The sequence below is a fragment of the Streptomyces koelreuteriae genome (genome assembly GCF_018604545.1).
Taxonomy (GTDB): Bacteria; Actinomycetota; Actinomycetes; order Streptomycetales; family Streptomycetaceae; genus Streptomyces; species Streptomyces koelreuteriae.
The window spans coordinates 5,238,839-5,252,697 of record NZ_CP075896.1 but is presented as its reverse complement, the minus strand read 5'-3'; the positions used below and the strand labels follow the sequence as shown (position 1 = coordinate 5,252,697).

14 protein-coding genes are annotated in these 13,859 nt (G+C 65.3%); 10 read left to right on the top strand and 4 right to left on the bottom strand.

Translation table 11 applies throughout. The annotated features are described in order from the left end of the window. Positions 1-159 precede the first annotated feature (159 nt). The 7 genes from KJK29_RS23725 (at position 160) to KJK29_RS23695 (ending at position 9,367) form a co-directional block, all read left to right on the top strand. The gene (locus tag KJK29_RS23725; protein WP_215121143.1) at positions 160-1,635 is read left to right on the top strand and encodes a glycoside hydrolase; all 1,476 of its coding nucleotides are present in this window, start codon (positions 160-162) and stop codon (positions 1,633-1,635) included. 136 nt (positions 1,636-1,771) lie between these two features. Beyond that, a complete protein-coding gene (locus KJK29_RS23720; RefSeq protein ID WP_215121142.1) occupies positions 1,772-2,788 on the top strand; it encodes an SEC-C domain-containing protein in 1,017 nt (338 codons plus the stop codon). 14 nt (positions 2,789-2,802) lie between these two features. After that, positions 2,803-3,018 carry a helix-turn-helix transcriptional regulator gene (locus tag KJK29_RS23715; RefSeq protein ID WP_215121141.1) on the top strand — a complete coding sequence of 72 codons (216 nt, stop codon included), beginning with the start codon at positions 2,803-2,805 and terminating at the stop codon, positions 3,016-3,018. A gap of 461 nt (positions 3,019-3,479) precedes the next feature. Further along, positions 3,480-6,632: a DUF3427 domain-containing protein gene (locus tag KJK29_RS23710; RefSeq protein ID WP_215124432.1), complete on the top strand. Its 3,153-nt coding sequence runs from the start codon at positions 3,480-3,482 to the stop codon at positions 6,630-6,632. Positions 6,633-6,674: 42 nt separating this feature from the next. Continuing rightward, entirely contained in the window at positions 6,675-7,658 is a 984-nt protein-coding gene (locus KJK29_RS23705) for a type 2 periplasmic-binding domain-containing protein (RefSeq protein WP_215121140.1), read from the top strand. Between the two features lie 30 nt (positions 7,659-7,688). After that, on the top strand, positions 7,689-8,666 hold the full coding sequence (locus tag KJK29_RS23700) for a hypothetical protein (protein WP_215121139.1): 978 nt from the start codon (positions 7,689-7,691) through the stop codon (positions 8,664-8,666). A gap of 38 nt (positions 8,667-8,704) precedes the next feature. Further along, positions 8,705-9,367 carry an HAD family hydrolase gene (locus tag KJK29_RS23695; protein WP_215121138.1) on the top strand — a complete coding sequence of 221 codons (663 nt, stop codon included), beginning with the start codon at positions 8,705-8,707 and terminating at the stop codon, positions 9,365-9,367. 90 nt (positions 9,368-9,457) lie between these two features. On the opposite strand, the gene KJK29_RS23690 is transcribed toward KJK29_RS23695, so the two are convergent. After that, positions 9,458-10,102: an ATP-binding protein gene (locus KJK29_RS23690; protein ID WP_215121137.1), complete on the bottom strand. Its 645-nt coding sequence runs from the start codon at positions 10,100-10,102 to the stop codon at positions 9,458-9,460. Positions 10,103-10,318: 216 nt separating this feature from the next. Here KJK29_RS23690 and KJK29_RS23685 point away from each other — a divergent pair, with 216 nt between their 5' ends. From KJK29_RS23685 to KJK29_RS23675, 3 genes are all read left to right on the top strand, one after another. Beyond that, entirely contained in the window at positions 10,319-11,167 is an 849-nt protein-coding gene (locus tag KJK29_RS23685) for a helix-turn-helix domain-containing protein (protein ID WP_215121136.1), read from the top strand. Between the two features lie 32 nt (positions 11,168-11,199). Beyond that, positions 11,200-11,379, top strand: a complete 180-nt coding sequence (locus tag KJK29_RS23680; protein ID WP_215124431.1) for a DUF397 domain-containing protein — start codon at positions 11,200-11,202, stop codon at positions 11,377-11,379. Positions 11,380-11,481: 102 nt separating this feature from the next. Further along, on the top strand, positions 11,482-12,009 hold the full coding sequence (locus KJK29_RS23675; RefSeq protein WP_215121135.1) for a hypothetical protein: 528 nt from the start codon (positions 11,482-11,484) through the stop codon (positions 12,007-12,009). Between the two features lie 211 nt (positions 12,010-12,220). On the opposite strand, the gene KJK29_RS23670 is transcribed toward KJK29_RS23675, so the two are convergent. From KJK29_RS23670 to KJK29_RS23660, 3 genes are all read right to left on the bottom strand, one after another. Then, a complete protein-coding gene (locus KJK29_RS23670) occupies positions 12,221-12,814 on the bottom strand; it encodes an AAA family ATPase (protein WP_215121134.1) in 594 nt (197 codons plus the stop codon). A gap of 50 nt (positions 12,815-12,864) precedes the next feature. Continuing rightward, positions 12,865-13,236: a VOC family protein gene (locus tag KJK29_RS23665; protein ID WP_215121133.1), complete on the bottom strand. Its 372-nt coding sequence runs from the start codon at positions 13,234-13,236 to the stop codon at positions 12,865-12,867. An 86-nt stretch (positions 13,237-13,322) separates the two neighbouring features. Further along, positions 13,323-13,814: a MarR family transcriptional regulator gene (locus KJK29_RS23660; protein ID WP_215121132.1), complete on the bottom strand. Its 492-nt coding sequence runs from the start codon at positions 13,812-13,814 to the stop codon at positions 13,323-13,325. Positions 13,815-13,859 lie beyond the last annotated feature (45 nt).

Sequence of the window (13,859 nt, the reverse complement as noted above, 5' to 3'; positions counted from 1 at the left end):
TTCTCGATGCCCTCGACTCGACGCCACCGTCGACGGGCCGGCCCGCGACGCCGGACCGGAGGGCCGGCGCCCGCCCCGCATTCTCCCGAAAGCCCCCTGTACTCCCCTGAACTCCCCTGCATTCCCCTGAATTCCCCTGAATTCCCCTACGGAGGAGCCGTGATACGACGCAGAACCCTGCTGTCCGCAGCAGGCGGTACGTTCCTCGGCAGCGCCCTGGCGACCGGCACCGCGCACGCGGACGCCACCATCGCCGTCACCCCCTCGACCACCTACGGCACCTGGGAGGGCTGGGGAACCTCCCTCGCCTGGTGGGCCAACGTCTTCGGCGCCCGGGACGACTTCGCGGACCTCTTCTTCACCACCAAGTCGGTGACGTACAACGGCCGCTCCCTGCCCGGCCTGGGTCTCAACATCGCCCGCTACAACCTCGGCGCGTGCAGCTCGAACAGCGTCGGCGGCGAGACGATGGCGAAGTCGCCGAACATCCCGGGCTTCAAGCAGATCGAGGGCTTCTGGCAGGACTGGAACAACGAGGACCCGACCTCCTCGGCCTGGAAGTGGTCGGCGGACGCCAACCAGCGCGCGATGCTGGTGAAGGCGACACAGCGCGGCGCGATCACCGAACTCTTCGCCAACTCCCCGATGTGGTGGATGTGTTCCAACCACAACCCCTCGGGCGCGGCGGGCGGCGGCAACAACCTCCAGACCTGGAACTACCGCCAGCACGCGAGCCACTTGGCGGCGACGGCCCTGTACGCGAAGAACAACTGGGGCGTGAACTTCGCGACGGTCGACCCCTTCAACGAGCCGGCCTCCACCTGGTGGACCGCGACCGGCACCCAGGAGGGCTGCCACATGGACCCCGCGGTCCAGGCTGCCGTACTCCCCTACATGCGCAGCGAGCTGGACAAACGCGGCCTCACAGCCACCCGCATCTCAGCCTCGGACGAAACGAACTACGACACGGCCCGCTCGACGTGGGCGTCCTTCAACTCTTCCACCAAAGCCCTGGTCTCCCAGGTCAACGTGCACGGCTACCAGGGCTCGGGAGGCCGCCGCGACCTCCTCTACACGGACGTGGTGACGACGTCCCGCAAGAAGCTGTGGAACTCCGAGACGGGCGACAGCGACGGCACGGGCCTCACCCTGGCCTCGAACCTCTGCTACGACTTCCGCTGGCTGCACCCCACGGCGTGGTGCTACTGGCAGGTCATGGACCCGTCGACGGGCTGGGCGATGATCGCCTACGACGCGAACACCCTCCAGCCGACCACCGTCCAGACCAAGCACTACGTACTGGCCCAGTTCAGCCGCCACATCCGCCCCGGCATGACGATCCTGGACACGGGCGTGAGCTACGCGGTAGCGGCCTACGACGCCACGTCCCGCCGCCTGGTCCTGGTAGCGGTCAACACCTCCACCTCCGCCCAGACCCTCACCTTCGACCTCTCCCGCTTCACGACGGTGACGGGCGGCTCGAACGGCGTCGTCCCCCGCTGGAACACGGTGACGACGGGCGGCGGCGACCTCTACACCCCGCACTCGGACACCCGCCTGACCGGAAAATCACTCAGCGTCCCCTTCGCTGCGAAATCAGTACAAACGCTCCAAGTGGACGGCGTGACGCTGTAGATCGGCGGCGGACGGTACGGCGGCGGTTCGGGGCGATCCGTAAAGCCCGGGTGACGAGCGCGGGGAATCCGCGAGTACAGGTGTCTGGCCTGCACATCTCTCACGCTCGTCACCTCCCGGCAGTACGGTGTCCCCCATGCGCCCCGACACGCCTGCCGAAAACGTCGACCACACCGCCGAAGCGGCACGCCTGGAGCGGACCGCCGGCCTGTATCCCGAGGACGCCGAGGCCCTGCTCCTACGGGCCGCGGCCCACCTGGAACTCTCCGGCGACCGCCCCGACGCGTCCGCGCTCTACGACCGTCTGCTGTCCTCCGCGGCCGACCTGGACAACCCCCACCTGGTCCGGGCGCTCAAGGCCTCGAACCTCTGGGAGTACGGCCACGAGGCCGAGGCCAGGGCGATCATCGAGGGCGTCCGCTCGGCGTCCCCCCAGGACCCGGCCCCCTGGGTCATCGTGGCCGAGGCCCTCGAATCCCACGACGAACTGGAAGCGGCCCACGAGACGTTCACGGAGGCCGTGCACCGACTCCTGACGGACGTGGCGGAGCCCCCCTACGCCACCCACCCCCTCCTCTTCGGCCGCCACCGCGTACGGCGCATGCTGGGCGAGTCCCACGACGAATGGGACGCCCTGGCGGACACGGTCCACTCCCTCCCCATCACCCTCGACGAACTCCACGACCCCAAGCGCGTCTGGTCCCTGGGTTCGGAGAACCCGGCGGAACTGGAGGCCGAGATCCTCCGCCTCCGAGCGGAGCTCGGCGCCTACAGAGAGGCCCTCTCCCGCCCCTTCCCCGTCGCCATCCTCCACTGGCCGGCCCCGGAACTCACCGAACTCCTCGATGCGTACCCCTCCCTCTCCTCCGAGTACCCGACCCACGAGACCCACCTCGCGACCATAGAGTCCGCCCTCCGAGAACTCGCCTCCTCCGGCACCCCCAACCTCGGCATCGTCACCGGCACGGTCCCCTCCTACGAGGCCTTCGCAGCATCGGAACTCTCCTCCCCGGACGACGCGACACTGCTCCCGCAGTACGCGACGACACTGGCGGCGCGGGGGCGGGCTGTGGCTTGGCCGCCGCAGCAGGGGGCGTCTTGCTGGTGCGGGTCGGGCCGGTCCTACGGGGTGTGCCACGGCTCGGACGCATAACCGAGTCCTAGAGGATGAACCCCCCAACGCCTCCCACCGAATACAGCGAGGCCTTCGGCCCATGGCTGGGACGCCAACTGCGTCGAGCGGGCATGTCGCAGGCGGACTTGGCTGACCAGCTCGGCACGACCCGCGCCACCGTCTCAGCCTGGATCACAGGCCGCGCGCAACCACACGCAGAGACCAGGGCCCGCATCGCCGCCGCCCTCGCCACGACAAAGCCCTGCTAACGCGCACGGTCGGCCTCGCAACGCGGCCGACCGGCGCACTGCCCTCTCCCTCCTGGCACCTCGACCACCAGCCGAACGCCGCTAAGCCAACCCGGCGTGCCCTGAACCGCTGATGCGCCCGGCACCCCGAGGGCCTGGACAACGCCCCGCGGGCCTACGAACCGATGGCCCCGGCCCTCCCGGGCCGCCCGCTCGCTTCTCTCCCGTGCTGGAACGGCCCGGGTCAAGGGTGGCCCGCAGGGCCATCGGCGCCAGCCGACGCGGAACGCAGCGCAGCGGAGTGAAGCGCCCTTGAGGCGGGCCGTGGAAGCACGACACTGGCCAGGAAGCGGGCGGCCCCACCGCAGCGGTAGCCCACCTTTCGGTACAGCCCCGCGCATGTCAGTGATTGCTGTTAGAACAGATCCACATCGTCACGCGTGATCGTGTACGAGAACCACGAGGGATCAGGGGAGCAAGTCGTGGCAGAACATGGGGGCCTGTCCAAGCCGATCGCGGGTGTCTACGAGAAGCTGATCACCCATGGTTTGCATGACGAGCTGGAGCAATTCACGGCCGCGGGGTGGAAGGCAATCGACGCCGAGGTCACGCCAGAGTCCGCGCCCCATGTGCTGGCCCGCCACATCGGTGAAGCTGTCAGTCAGAGGTTGAGCGAGCTTCCGCCCGAAGACCGTGTGGCTGTCGCGAACCGCATCCTCGATTCCCTGGCCACGAGTGCCGCCGACCGGGGCGGAGCCAAAGCCATAAGCACGAGCACTATCGCCGAAGGCCCTCGACAGCTCCTTGCTCTCGCTGAGCAGGAGGCTCCAGGCGTCTACGCCCTCCGCCCCCTCACCCCGTTGTCCGAGACGTCGCTCATCACCAACTCTCCGGATGACCTCAGTCTCGGCTCCGAACTCAGGGCAGAGCTCGCTACGGCGGACCGCATCGACCTGCTCTGCGCGTTCGTGAAGTGGTACGGCATTCGCGTCCTAGAGGATTCCCTGCGCGCCGCGAAGGAGCGAGGTGTACCGATCCGTGTCATTACGACCACCTACATCGGCGCCACCGACCGCCACGCACTCGACCGCCTCGTGCGCGACTTCGGCGCTACGGTCAAGGTCAACTACGAGATCCGATCCACGCGCCTCCATGCCAAAGCCTGGCTCTTCAGGCGCCACACAGGCTTCGACACGGCGTACGTCGGCAGCTCCAACCTCTCGAAGGCGGCACTCCTCGATGGCTTGGAGTGGAACGTGCGGCTGTCCTCCATCGCTACACCGGCAGTGCTGAACAAGTTCGAGGCGACCTTCGACGCATATTGGAACGACTCCGCGTTCGAGACATACGACCCCGATCAGCACACCGAGCGCCTCGACCATGCTCTGGCTCAGGCCAGCGGCAGCACCTCCACCACTGACCTGAAGATCAACCTGTCGGGGCTGGAGGTACGCCCCTTCCCCTACCAACAGGACATGCTGGAGCGCCTCCGGGTAGAGCGCGAACTCCGAGGGCGCAATCGCAACCTCTTGGTCGCCGCAACCGGCACCGGCAAGACCGTCATGGCGGCCGTGGACTACCGGAGCCTGGCCAAAGGCTTCGAGAACCGTCGGCCAAAGCTGCTGTTCGTCGCACATCGCAAGGAGATTCTCAAGCAGTCTCTGCGGACGTACCGCGAGGTGTTGGACGATGCCTCATTCGGCGAGTTGCTCTATGGCGGCGAGGACCCGCAAGCATGGGACCACGTGTTTGCCAGCGTCCAGTCATTGAACGTCCAACGGCTTGAAGAACTGGCTCCCGACCACTTCGACATCATCGTGATCGATGAGTTCCACCACGCCACGGCCACCACCTACCGTCGTGTCCTCGACCACTTCAAGCCCAAGGAGCTTCTCGGCCTGACCGCTACCCCTGAGCGGATGGACGGGCTCAATGTGCAGGACGAGTTCTTCGAGGGCCGCATCGCAGCCGAGATGCGACTCTGGGAGGCTCTGGAGAACGACCTTCTATGCCCCTTCCACTACTTCGGCATCCCCGATGGCACAGACCTGACGAACCTCACTTGGCAGCGGGGCGCGTACGCGGACCAGGATCTCGGCAATCTCTTCACGGGCAATGAGGCACGTGCTCGTATCGTCGTCAAGCAGATCCGAGACAAGGTCTCTCAGCCTGGAGCCATGCGTGCACTGGGCTTCTGCGTGGACAAGAAGCACGCCCACTTCATGGCGGACTTCTTCCGAAGGGCAGGCTTTCAAGCAACCGCGCTCACCAGCGACTCACCTGCCGCAGCACGCGCTCAAGCTCTCGCTGATCTACGAGAGGGGAAGCTGCAAGTCATCTTCTCCGTGGATCTCTTCAACGAGGGCCTCGACATCCCGGATGTCGACACCCTTCTGCTCCTGCGCCCCACCAACAGCGCCACGGTCTTCCTCCAGCAGCTAGGCCGTGGGCTACGGCGCACCGAGATGAAGCCCGTACTCACTGTCCTCGATTTCATCGGGCAGCACCGGGCAGAGTTCCGCTTCGAGGAGCAGTTTCGAGCTCTGACGAACCTCTCCAGGAACCGGCTCCTCGATCACATCGAGCACGACTTCCCGCTCCTTCCGTCGGGGTGCCAGATCATCCTGGAGGGCAAGGCCAAGAACCTGGTCCTGGACAACATCCGCACGCAACTGAGCGCCACCGTCAAGACCTTGGTCAACGAAGTCAAGGCCTATGAGACGCCACAGCTAGCGGACTACCTGCGGGAGAGTCGCAGGGAGATCAAGGAGCTGTACAAGAGCGACAACTCCTGGACGACGATCCTGCGCCGAGCCGGCGTACTCAAAGCTGCTGCTCCCGATGGCGAACCGGCGCTCCTCAAACGCGTCCACGCTTTCCTGCACGTCGATGACCCTGACCGGGCCAACGCGTACCTCCGTCTCCTCGCCGACGAAGCCGCGCCATACGACGAGCTGGACCCCACGGACCAGGCCTATGCCCGCATGCTCTTCTTCAACTTGTGGGACAACGCTGGTGGTTTCACCAGCTTCCAGCAGGGCCTAGACGCACTCCGCGACCAACCAGCCCTGCGCGACGAGCTCCGCCAGGTCCTGGCCTACGTCATCGAGCAGGCGGACCACTTCCCGATCCCCTTGTCGGGCAGCCACAGCCAGGTCCCGCTGAAGGTCCACTCCTCCTACAACCGCTCTGAGATCCTCGCCGCCCTCGGCGTAGCACGCTTCGGCGGCCAGATGCCCAGGTCCTTCGCTCAGGGCGTCCAATGGGTCGAGGATCTCCAGACGGACGCCCTTCTGATCACCCTGGAGAAGAACGAGAAAGACTTCTCCCCCACTGTCCGCTACAAGGACTACGCTCTGAGCCCGACGCTGTTCCACTGGGAGTCACAGAACTCCACGGCCGAAAGTTCCCCGACGGGGCAGCGCTACCAGCACCATGCCGAGCGGGGCAGCCACGTCCTGCTCTTCATGCGTCGCTACAAGAACACGGACATCGGTAAGTCTCAGCCGTGGATGCTCCTCGGGCCTGCCACCTACGACGGCCACACCGGCAGCAAACCGATGGCGATCACCTGGCGCATGGAGCATGGCCTGCCAGCTGACGTCTGGTCGTACGCAGCCATCAACGCAAGCTAGTTGACCACGTTCGATGTCAGAGTGATCAGCTAACGTCAGAGCATGGACTTAGCTTCGATCAAGCCCGGGCTGATGACCACACGCGCAGCGATGAAGGAGCTGTTCGGCGGAGGGACGCAGGGAGGGATCATCCCCTCCGATACGACCTCAAACATCCTCATCTACGTAGACCACGACAGTGGCAAGAAGTACGGCTACGAGGACGGCTGGCTAGAGGAAGAGGACGAACGGGGGCCGGTGTTCGAGTACACCGGCCAGGGCACCCGCGGAGAGCAAACGTTTCTGGGACTGAACGGCTCTCGCAACGCAGCCGTCTTGTGCCACGCAGACAGGGGAAAGTCGCTGCGCGTCTTCATGGCAGCAGGCAAGGTCCCGGATCCAAGATCTTCCGCTAAGCAGCAACGGTACGTAGGCGAATTCGAGCTCGATGCAGAGCTGCCCTACACAGTGCGTGAAGCGCATGACGAGAACGGCGAGCGCCGCCGCATCATCGTGTTCCGCCTCCGCCCTAAGGGCGACTCTGAGCGCCTCACTCAGGATGTCATCAGTCGCGCGAAGGAAACCGACACTCACAGGGTTTCCGCCACTGTAGTCACCGGCAAGATGGTGGAGCCGAAGAAGAGGCGGGCGTCAGAAAGCAGGCGGGCTGCACAACCAAGCCTGATAGCCGACCTGCGCCAATCAGCATTGCGAGAGCAGTACTTCGAGGAGCTCACAAGGCGTGAGCACGAAGTCTTCGCGTATCAAATAAAGATCTCCGGTACGACCAGGACCCTCAAGACCGACCTATACGACGCCACGACGCATGAACTGTATGCAATTAGGGGTGCCAGTAGTCGCGACGAGGTACACATAGCCATAGGTCAACTGAAAGACTTTGCACGGCACGTCAAGCCACACAACCCCAATCTGACCGTACTGCTTCCGGAAAAGCCGCAGGATGACTTGCTGAATCTGCTTCACGTAGAGGGCATCGATCTCGTCTACGCCGATGTCGATGGCTACACGAGATGCGCGACCAAGTAACAGCACCCTGCAAACCTCTTTGGAGCAATCATGGCAGAGTCACCGGAGCACATTTTCCTCTCAGACACAGCTCTCCAGATCATGGACAGCGCCTCGAACTCAACACTGTTTGGCTATACAGAAGGCCAACGTAAGCGCTTTGACTTCTCCTGCGACCTGAAGAAGGACTGGTCAAAAGTAGTTGCGGGGCAAACTCTCTGGAAGCACGACGGGGACGGCATCGACAAGGACCTCAGAACGCTCCTCCATGAGCAGGACATCGCAGCGGCGGTATACATCGCTCGACACCAGAGCCGTAGCCGTGCGCGCCTCGCCGAGGTAACACAGGACTATCTGCGCACCATGCCCGAGAGCCTGTCTCGCTTGCGTGTCTTCTGGGTGCCGGCCGACTTCGACGCGGACGACGAAGGTTCCCGCACGACCGTCCACAACCTCTTGAAAGAGGAGATCACGAAGGACCTCCTCCTCCAAGTAGCCCTAGGAGGCATTACCTCCGCGGATGTGACCCGCTTCGCGTCATCAAAGCGCCCCGGCCTCCCCCTCAGGATCCTGTCGCACGTCAAGAAGCAGGGCTATCGCAACGATCGACACACAGCTAAAGCTCTGGACGTCAATCTGAACGCGCTCCAGTTCGAAACGGAACGACTCTTCATCATAGGGTTCCTATCGAGCGACAGCCCGCAAGGGGGCCAGTACAGCGTGACTGATAGCGGACATGCGATGCTCGATATCTGCTCACGCCTCCGCGACTACCTCAACGGAAACCTCGGCGACGGAAACAAGAACGAGGATTTCGAGCACATATGCAAGCTGCTGGGCGTCGAGTACCCATCGATCCCCACGACGGCGCCCCTCCTAGTCGGTGACGACGACCGCGATATTCGGAATCCCACGTCGCTGCTCCTGCAGCACGTGGCTCAAGCCGACGTAGACGGTTCCGTCGAATGGCCCGAACCCTACTTCGCCATACCTTCGAGCTCTGAGATATCCACTTCCCAGCGATCCTGACTCGTTCGGCTAGGGCAACGCTTGGATAGTCTTTCCCTATGATTCGCGCAGTGGTCTTCGACGTAGGTGAGTGCCTCGTGGACGAGACCCGGGAGTACGGCACTTGGGCCGACTGGCTGGGCGTACCGCGGCACACGTTCCATGCGATGTTCGGGGGCGTGATCGCCCAGGGCCGGGACTACCGGGAGACGTTCCAAGCGTTCCGGCCCGGGTTCGATCTCTACGAGGAGCGGGAGAAGCGGGCGGCTGCCGGGCAGCCGGAGAGCTTTGGGGAAGAGGATCTGTACGAGGACGTCCGGCCGGCGCTTCAGCAGCTCCGAGCCGACGGACTGTGGCTCGGCATCGCCGGGAACCAGACCGTACGGGCCGGAGGGATCCTGCGGGAGCTGTTCTCCGACGACGTCGACCTGATCGGTACGTCCGACGACTGGGGCGCCAGCAAGCCCGACCCCGAGTTCTTCAAGCGGGTAGCCGAGGCCGTGCCCTTCGAGGTCGGCGAGATTCTGTACGTCGGTGATCGGTGCGACAACGACATCACGCCGGCCATGCAGGCGGGCATGCACACAGCACTCGTGCATCGTGGGCCATGGGCCACCATTCAGTGGGGCAGCACGGAGGCCAGGGAACTGCCGACCTTCCGCGTCGAAGGGCTGCTGGAGCTGAGTGGCCAGGTGCGCGCGTTCAACGCCTCAGCACACTGAGTGTCGTAGACCGCACGACTAACGCAGTAGCAGGCCTCCCCCAACGAAGACAGGGCATCAAGACGACCATCCCGGTCCCCGCGTGATGCATCAGGTCGCTTGACGCAGAGCACCATGCTCCGCCTCGAAGCGCATCTGCGCCCGATCGAGCATGTCGTCCGCGTCTCGGCCGTGAGCTCGGAACCAGTGGAGAAAGTCGGCGATCGCCGCGATCGCCGTGTCCTCCGCCACGGCCGACGTCATCCTGCGCGTTCCTGCTCCGAGTGGTGCCTGCGGTGCGGCGTAGGAATCAAGGAGGGCCTCGGCCCGCGCCACACCGGGAGTTCTGACGTGACCGCCGGGCACGGTCAGCTTGGTGGCCAACTCGCACCAGGTGACCTTTCGATCCGGGCCCAGTAGCACACCCCAGCGATCGGCAACGGCCTCTACCAGTGCCATGCCCCGCCCCTCCTCGGCGTCTGTGCTCGCATCGCGGAGAACGGGCAGCGCGCGGGTATCGGGGTCATGCACCTCGATGCGCAAGTGCGTGCCTTTCATGGAGACAGCCAGGGTCGCGGGGGTACCGGTGCCGACGTGGGTGATCACGTTGGCCACCAACTCACTCACGCACAGTTGGGCTTCGTCGACGACGTCGTGCAGCCCCCACATCCCCAGTTGCAGCCGCAAGATCCGTCGTAGGCCAGCCACCTCCACGGGTTCGGCTGTGAAGGCGAGCTCCCACGGCTTGCGCGACATACATGCTCCCTGGCTCACGTGGACCCCTCTCGTCGCGGTGGACACCGCATCAGCGGCACAGCGTCACGGATGCTCACGCTGAGTTGTGTTGGTGACAAGAGTGCTGGGAACGCATCCCGTCGTGCAATGTGCACGGCGGGATTCCCACTTCCGTGTGATTGGCAAGCACATCCCTTGGCGCAAGACTGAACGCCCGCTATTTGGAAGAAGGTTGGGATGGCCGGTTCACCGACGGCACGTCGTCGCCGTCTCTCGATCGAGCTGAAGAAGCTCCGCGAGACGAGCACCCTCACCTGCGCCCAGGTCGGTGCGGCTCTGGACTGGAGCGGCTCCAAGGTCAACCGGATGGAAACGGGCAGCGGGCGCATCCAGCCGTCGGACATCGATGCCCTGTGTCGCTTCTACGGCACGAGCGACGAACTGCGCGAGTTCCTCAAGTCGCTGGCCCGGCAGGCAAAGGTGCGCGGCTGGTGGCAGACCCACGGTGCCGGCGTCCCCGAGTGGTTCAACATCTACATCGGTCTCGAACAGGACGCTTCCACCTTCCGCCAGTACCAGTGCGAACTCGTACCCGGCCTCATGCAGACCGATGTGTACGCGTCCGAACTCCACAAGACCGGCGCGCACATGTCCGCCGAGGACATCACCAAGGCGGTACAGGTGCGCATGGAACGCCAAGCCATGCTGCGGCGTTCGGATGCCCCTGACGCCTGGTTCGTCGTGAACGAGGGCGCGTTGCGGCACGTCATCGGGGACCGCGCGCTGATGCGAGAGCAGTTGGAACGCGTCCGGGAGGCGGCCGATCTGCCGACCGTGACCTTGCAGGTCCTTCCGTTCGACTCAGGGACCTATCCGGCCACCGGTTCGTTCACCCTGCTGGGCTTCCCGGCCCCGGAAGATCCGGACCTCGTGTATCGGGACGGCATCACGGATGCCATGTACTTGGAGGGCGAGCATCATGTCCGTGAGTACACAAAGGCGTTCGACGGTCTACGGGCCGCAGCCTCGAGTCCTCAGCGCTCGAACCAGTTGATCGAGTCGATCTTGAAGGATTACGCCCGGTGAACATAGAAGGATCCAGCGAAAGTAGCCGTCCGATGTGGTTCACGTCGTCCTACAGCAACGGCGCCGGAGGCGAGTGCGTCGAGTGTGCGCTCATCGAGGACGGTGCCTTTGTCCGTGACTCAAAGGTCGCGGCATCGCGTGTGATCGCTGTGGGAAGTGATGCTTGGCGCTCCTTCGTCCAGACCGTGAAGCACGGTGGTACTGCAGGCTGAGCGCTCGGGCGGACAAAGCCTGTCGTGTGGATGCGGGCGGTTGCGAGATCTGGCCTCCCGGCTTCTTCCCCTGCGGTCTAATGCCGTGCCATGGACGCAGGAATGGCAGCCGTCATCGGCGCAGCGATCGGCACCCTTGGAGGCGTTGGGGGCGGGTTGGTCACGGCCATGAGCCAGGGGTTTCACCAGAGACGGCAGCGGCAGATCGATCGAGAACACAACCTGGAGCAGGCGCGCCGCGATGCCTACAGCACGTGCATCAGCACCTCGAAGCAAGTGTCCGCGGCTTGGTGGAAGTTAGCAGCGACTCTGCGCCTCGACGGCAGTACGGAGGAGCAGTGGCGTGAGCCTGCGACCGGTGCCCATGCGGCATGGGCTCCCTTCAGTTCCGCGGCGGCTGAAGTCGCGGTCGTAGGACCCGCATTCGTGGCTGACGCGGCCGATGTTCTGCGACGAGCGATGTACGACTTGGACATGGCTGGGACGGCTTGGCATGAGGCTGCGCTCCAAGCCGGCACGGGCCGCCTGGAAGCGTTCGACGCGCGGTACATGCGGGCGGTTGAAGCGAAGCGCGCGCCGGGAAGCGCCTTTCAGGCGGCGGCGCGCAGGGCATTGCTCGCCGAGAACTAGATCTTGCCTCGTCGTGGCGCCTCGGGCTGCTGGTTAGCCAGGAAGTTCTCACGGCCGCCCGGTTCTTCCGAGGTTGGCGGTTCCGGGGCGGATTGCCCGGCCGGGCGGCCCAGGGGTGGGGCGGCGGGGACCGTGGGGAGGGGTGCTGCGCCGTGGCCGGGTTGCGGTTTGTGGAGCGGGGCGGCTGGCCGTGAGGGGGCCGTTGGTCGTCTCAGGCCGATGGTCCTGATCCAGCGTGGGCGGGCCCGGCCCAGCCGGTTGCCGTCAGGACTTCGTGGGCGATGTCGGCGACCCGTCGGCCGTCGGTTCGTACTCGTACCGTGTCGGACGGGGACCGTTCCTCCAGGAGGCGGGCCTTGCGGGCGCTGCTTTGGAGTTCCTTGTTCAGTTCCGAGCCCAGTTCCCGGGCTGTCAGGCGTTGGTGGGTCGTGGTGTCGGTGGCGGTGAGGAGGACTCGGGTGATGTGGACGTCCGGGCCCAGGGCTCGGTGGAAGGTGGGGGCCGTCTCGGGGAGGATGCTGAGGGTGTTGGTGTAGATCAGGCGGTGGCAGCCGAGTTGGGCGTAGTTCGTCCAGATCGCTGTGAGGTTGCGCTCTGTGATCGCCGAGAGGTGGGGGTCGTGCTGCGGGGGCGGATGGATCTGCCCCATGAAGTCGCCCTCGATGATGGCGTGGGAGATGTCGGCGGCGCGGAGTTGTGCTGCCACCTCCCACGCCACCGTCGTCTTTCCTACGCCGGCCCGGCCTCCTATGAGCAGGAGGGAGGGCGGGGTGGTGGGTTCCTGCGCGGCTTCTGTTCCGTCCATGAGGTGAGCGTGGCAGTGCCTCGTGACCGGGTGCGATTGGTTTCCGCGCGTCAGCCCAGCTCGCCGCGCTCGATGCAGAACTCGTTGCCCTCCGGGTCCGCCATGACCACCCAGCCCTTGCCGTCGGGGCGGGTGTGGTCGGCCAGTTGGGTGGCGCCGAGGGTGAGGGCGCGTTCGACCTCGGCGGTGCGGGTGCGGCCCCTGGGTTTGAGGTCGAAGTGGATCCGGTTCTTGGTTGCCTTGCCCTCTTCTACGCGAATGAAGAGCAGGCCGGGGCCGTTCGGGTCCTCGATGAGTACCTCCGAGTCGCCGGGTTTGTCGATGTCGGAGATCGGGTGGCCGAGCAGGTCGGACCAGAAGCGGGCGAGTTCGTAGGGCTCTCCCGTGCAGTCGAAGGTGATGTGGCGGATGGTCGGGTTCAAGGGTTGCAACGGTTCTCCCCCGTGGGTGCGGACGTCGGCGTGTGGTCGCGCTCCGCAGGATGGTCGGGGTGGCGGGGGCTGTCGAACTATTTTTCGGCGTCGGGGAGGTTTCCGTCGCCGCCGAGGTTGGCGACGATCCGGCGCAGGACGTTGATCGTGGTGACGAAGTCGGCCGGGTCGATGTGCTCGTGGGTCTGGTGGTGGACGCGGAGGTTGCGGGCCTTGGCGCGGAGGCGGGCCGCCTCGCCCGTATCGGTGAGGGTCATGGTGCCGGTGGTGGCGTCCTCGGTGAGCCAGCCGCGGGTGACCAGGTCGTCGTAGACCGCGTCGAAGTCGGTGCCGGCGTCGTCGTACGGGAGCAGGCGTCGGGTCAGGGTGGGGCGGGTCCAGGTGGCGGGGGTGCCGGCGGCGTGGTTGAGGGTCCACCAGTGGGGCTGGGTGAGGTCCTCGACCGCCAGTTGGGCGCGGAGGGCTCCTACGACCCTGCGGTAGGCCATGCCCGTCCATGCGCCGATCGGCTGGGCGGCCAGTTCGTCGTGGCTGTACTCCTTGGTGTCCGTGGTGGTGTCGGTGCTCATCGGTGGCCTCGCCCTCTCGTGGTTGCCTGGACGCGATCAACGTAG

Coding starts and splice junctions, on each gene's coding strand:
- KJK29_RS23720 (WP_215121142.1), top strand. CDS start 1,772: ATGCGCCCCGACACGCCTGCCGAAAACGTCGACCACACCGCCGAAGCG.
- KJK29_RS23675 (WP_215121135.1), top strand. CDS start 11,482: ATGGCAGCCGTCATCGGCGCAGCGATCGGCACCCTTGGAGGCGTTGGG.
- KJK29_RS23660 (WP_215121132.1), bottom strand. CDS start 13,814: ATGAGCACCGACACCACCACGGACACCAAGGAGTACAGCCACGACGAA.
- KJK29_RS23715 (WP_215121141.1), top strand. CDS start 2,803: ATGAACCCCCCAACGCCTCCCACCGAATACAGCGAGGCCTTCGGCCCA.
- KJK29_RS23685 (WP_215121136.1), top strand. CDS start 10,319: ATGGCCGGTTCACCGACGGCACGTCGTCGCCGTCTCTCGATCGAGCTG.
- KJK29_RS23680 (WP_215124431.1), top strand. CDS start 11,200: ATGTGGTTCACGTCGTCCTACAGCAACGGCGCCGGAGGCGAGTGCGTC.
- KJK29_RS23695 (WP_215121138.1), top strand. CDS start 8,705: ATGATTCGCGCAGTGGTCTTCGACGTAGGTGAGTGCCTCGTGGACGAG.
- KJK29_RS23705 (WP_215121140.1), top strand. CDS start 6,675: ATGGACTTAGCTTCGATCAAGCCCGGGCTGATGACCACACGCGCAGCG.
- KJK29_RS23670 (WP_215121134.1), bottom strand. CDS start 12,814: ATGGACGGAACAGAAGCCGCGCAGGAACCCACCACCCCGCCCTCCCTC.
- KJK29_RS23700 (WP_215121139.1), top strand. CDS start 7,689: ATGGCAGAGTCACCGGAGCACATTTTCCTCTCAGACACAGCTCTCCAG.
- KJK29_RS23690 (WP_215121137.1), bottom strand. CDS start 10,102: ATGTCGCGCAAGCCGTGGGAGCTCGCCTTCACAGCCGAACCCGTGGAG.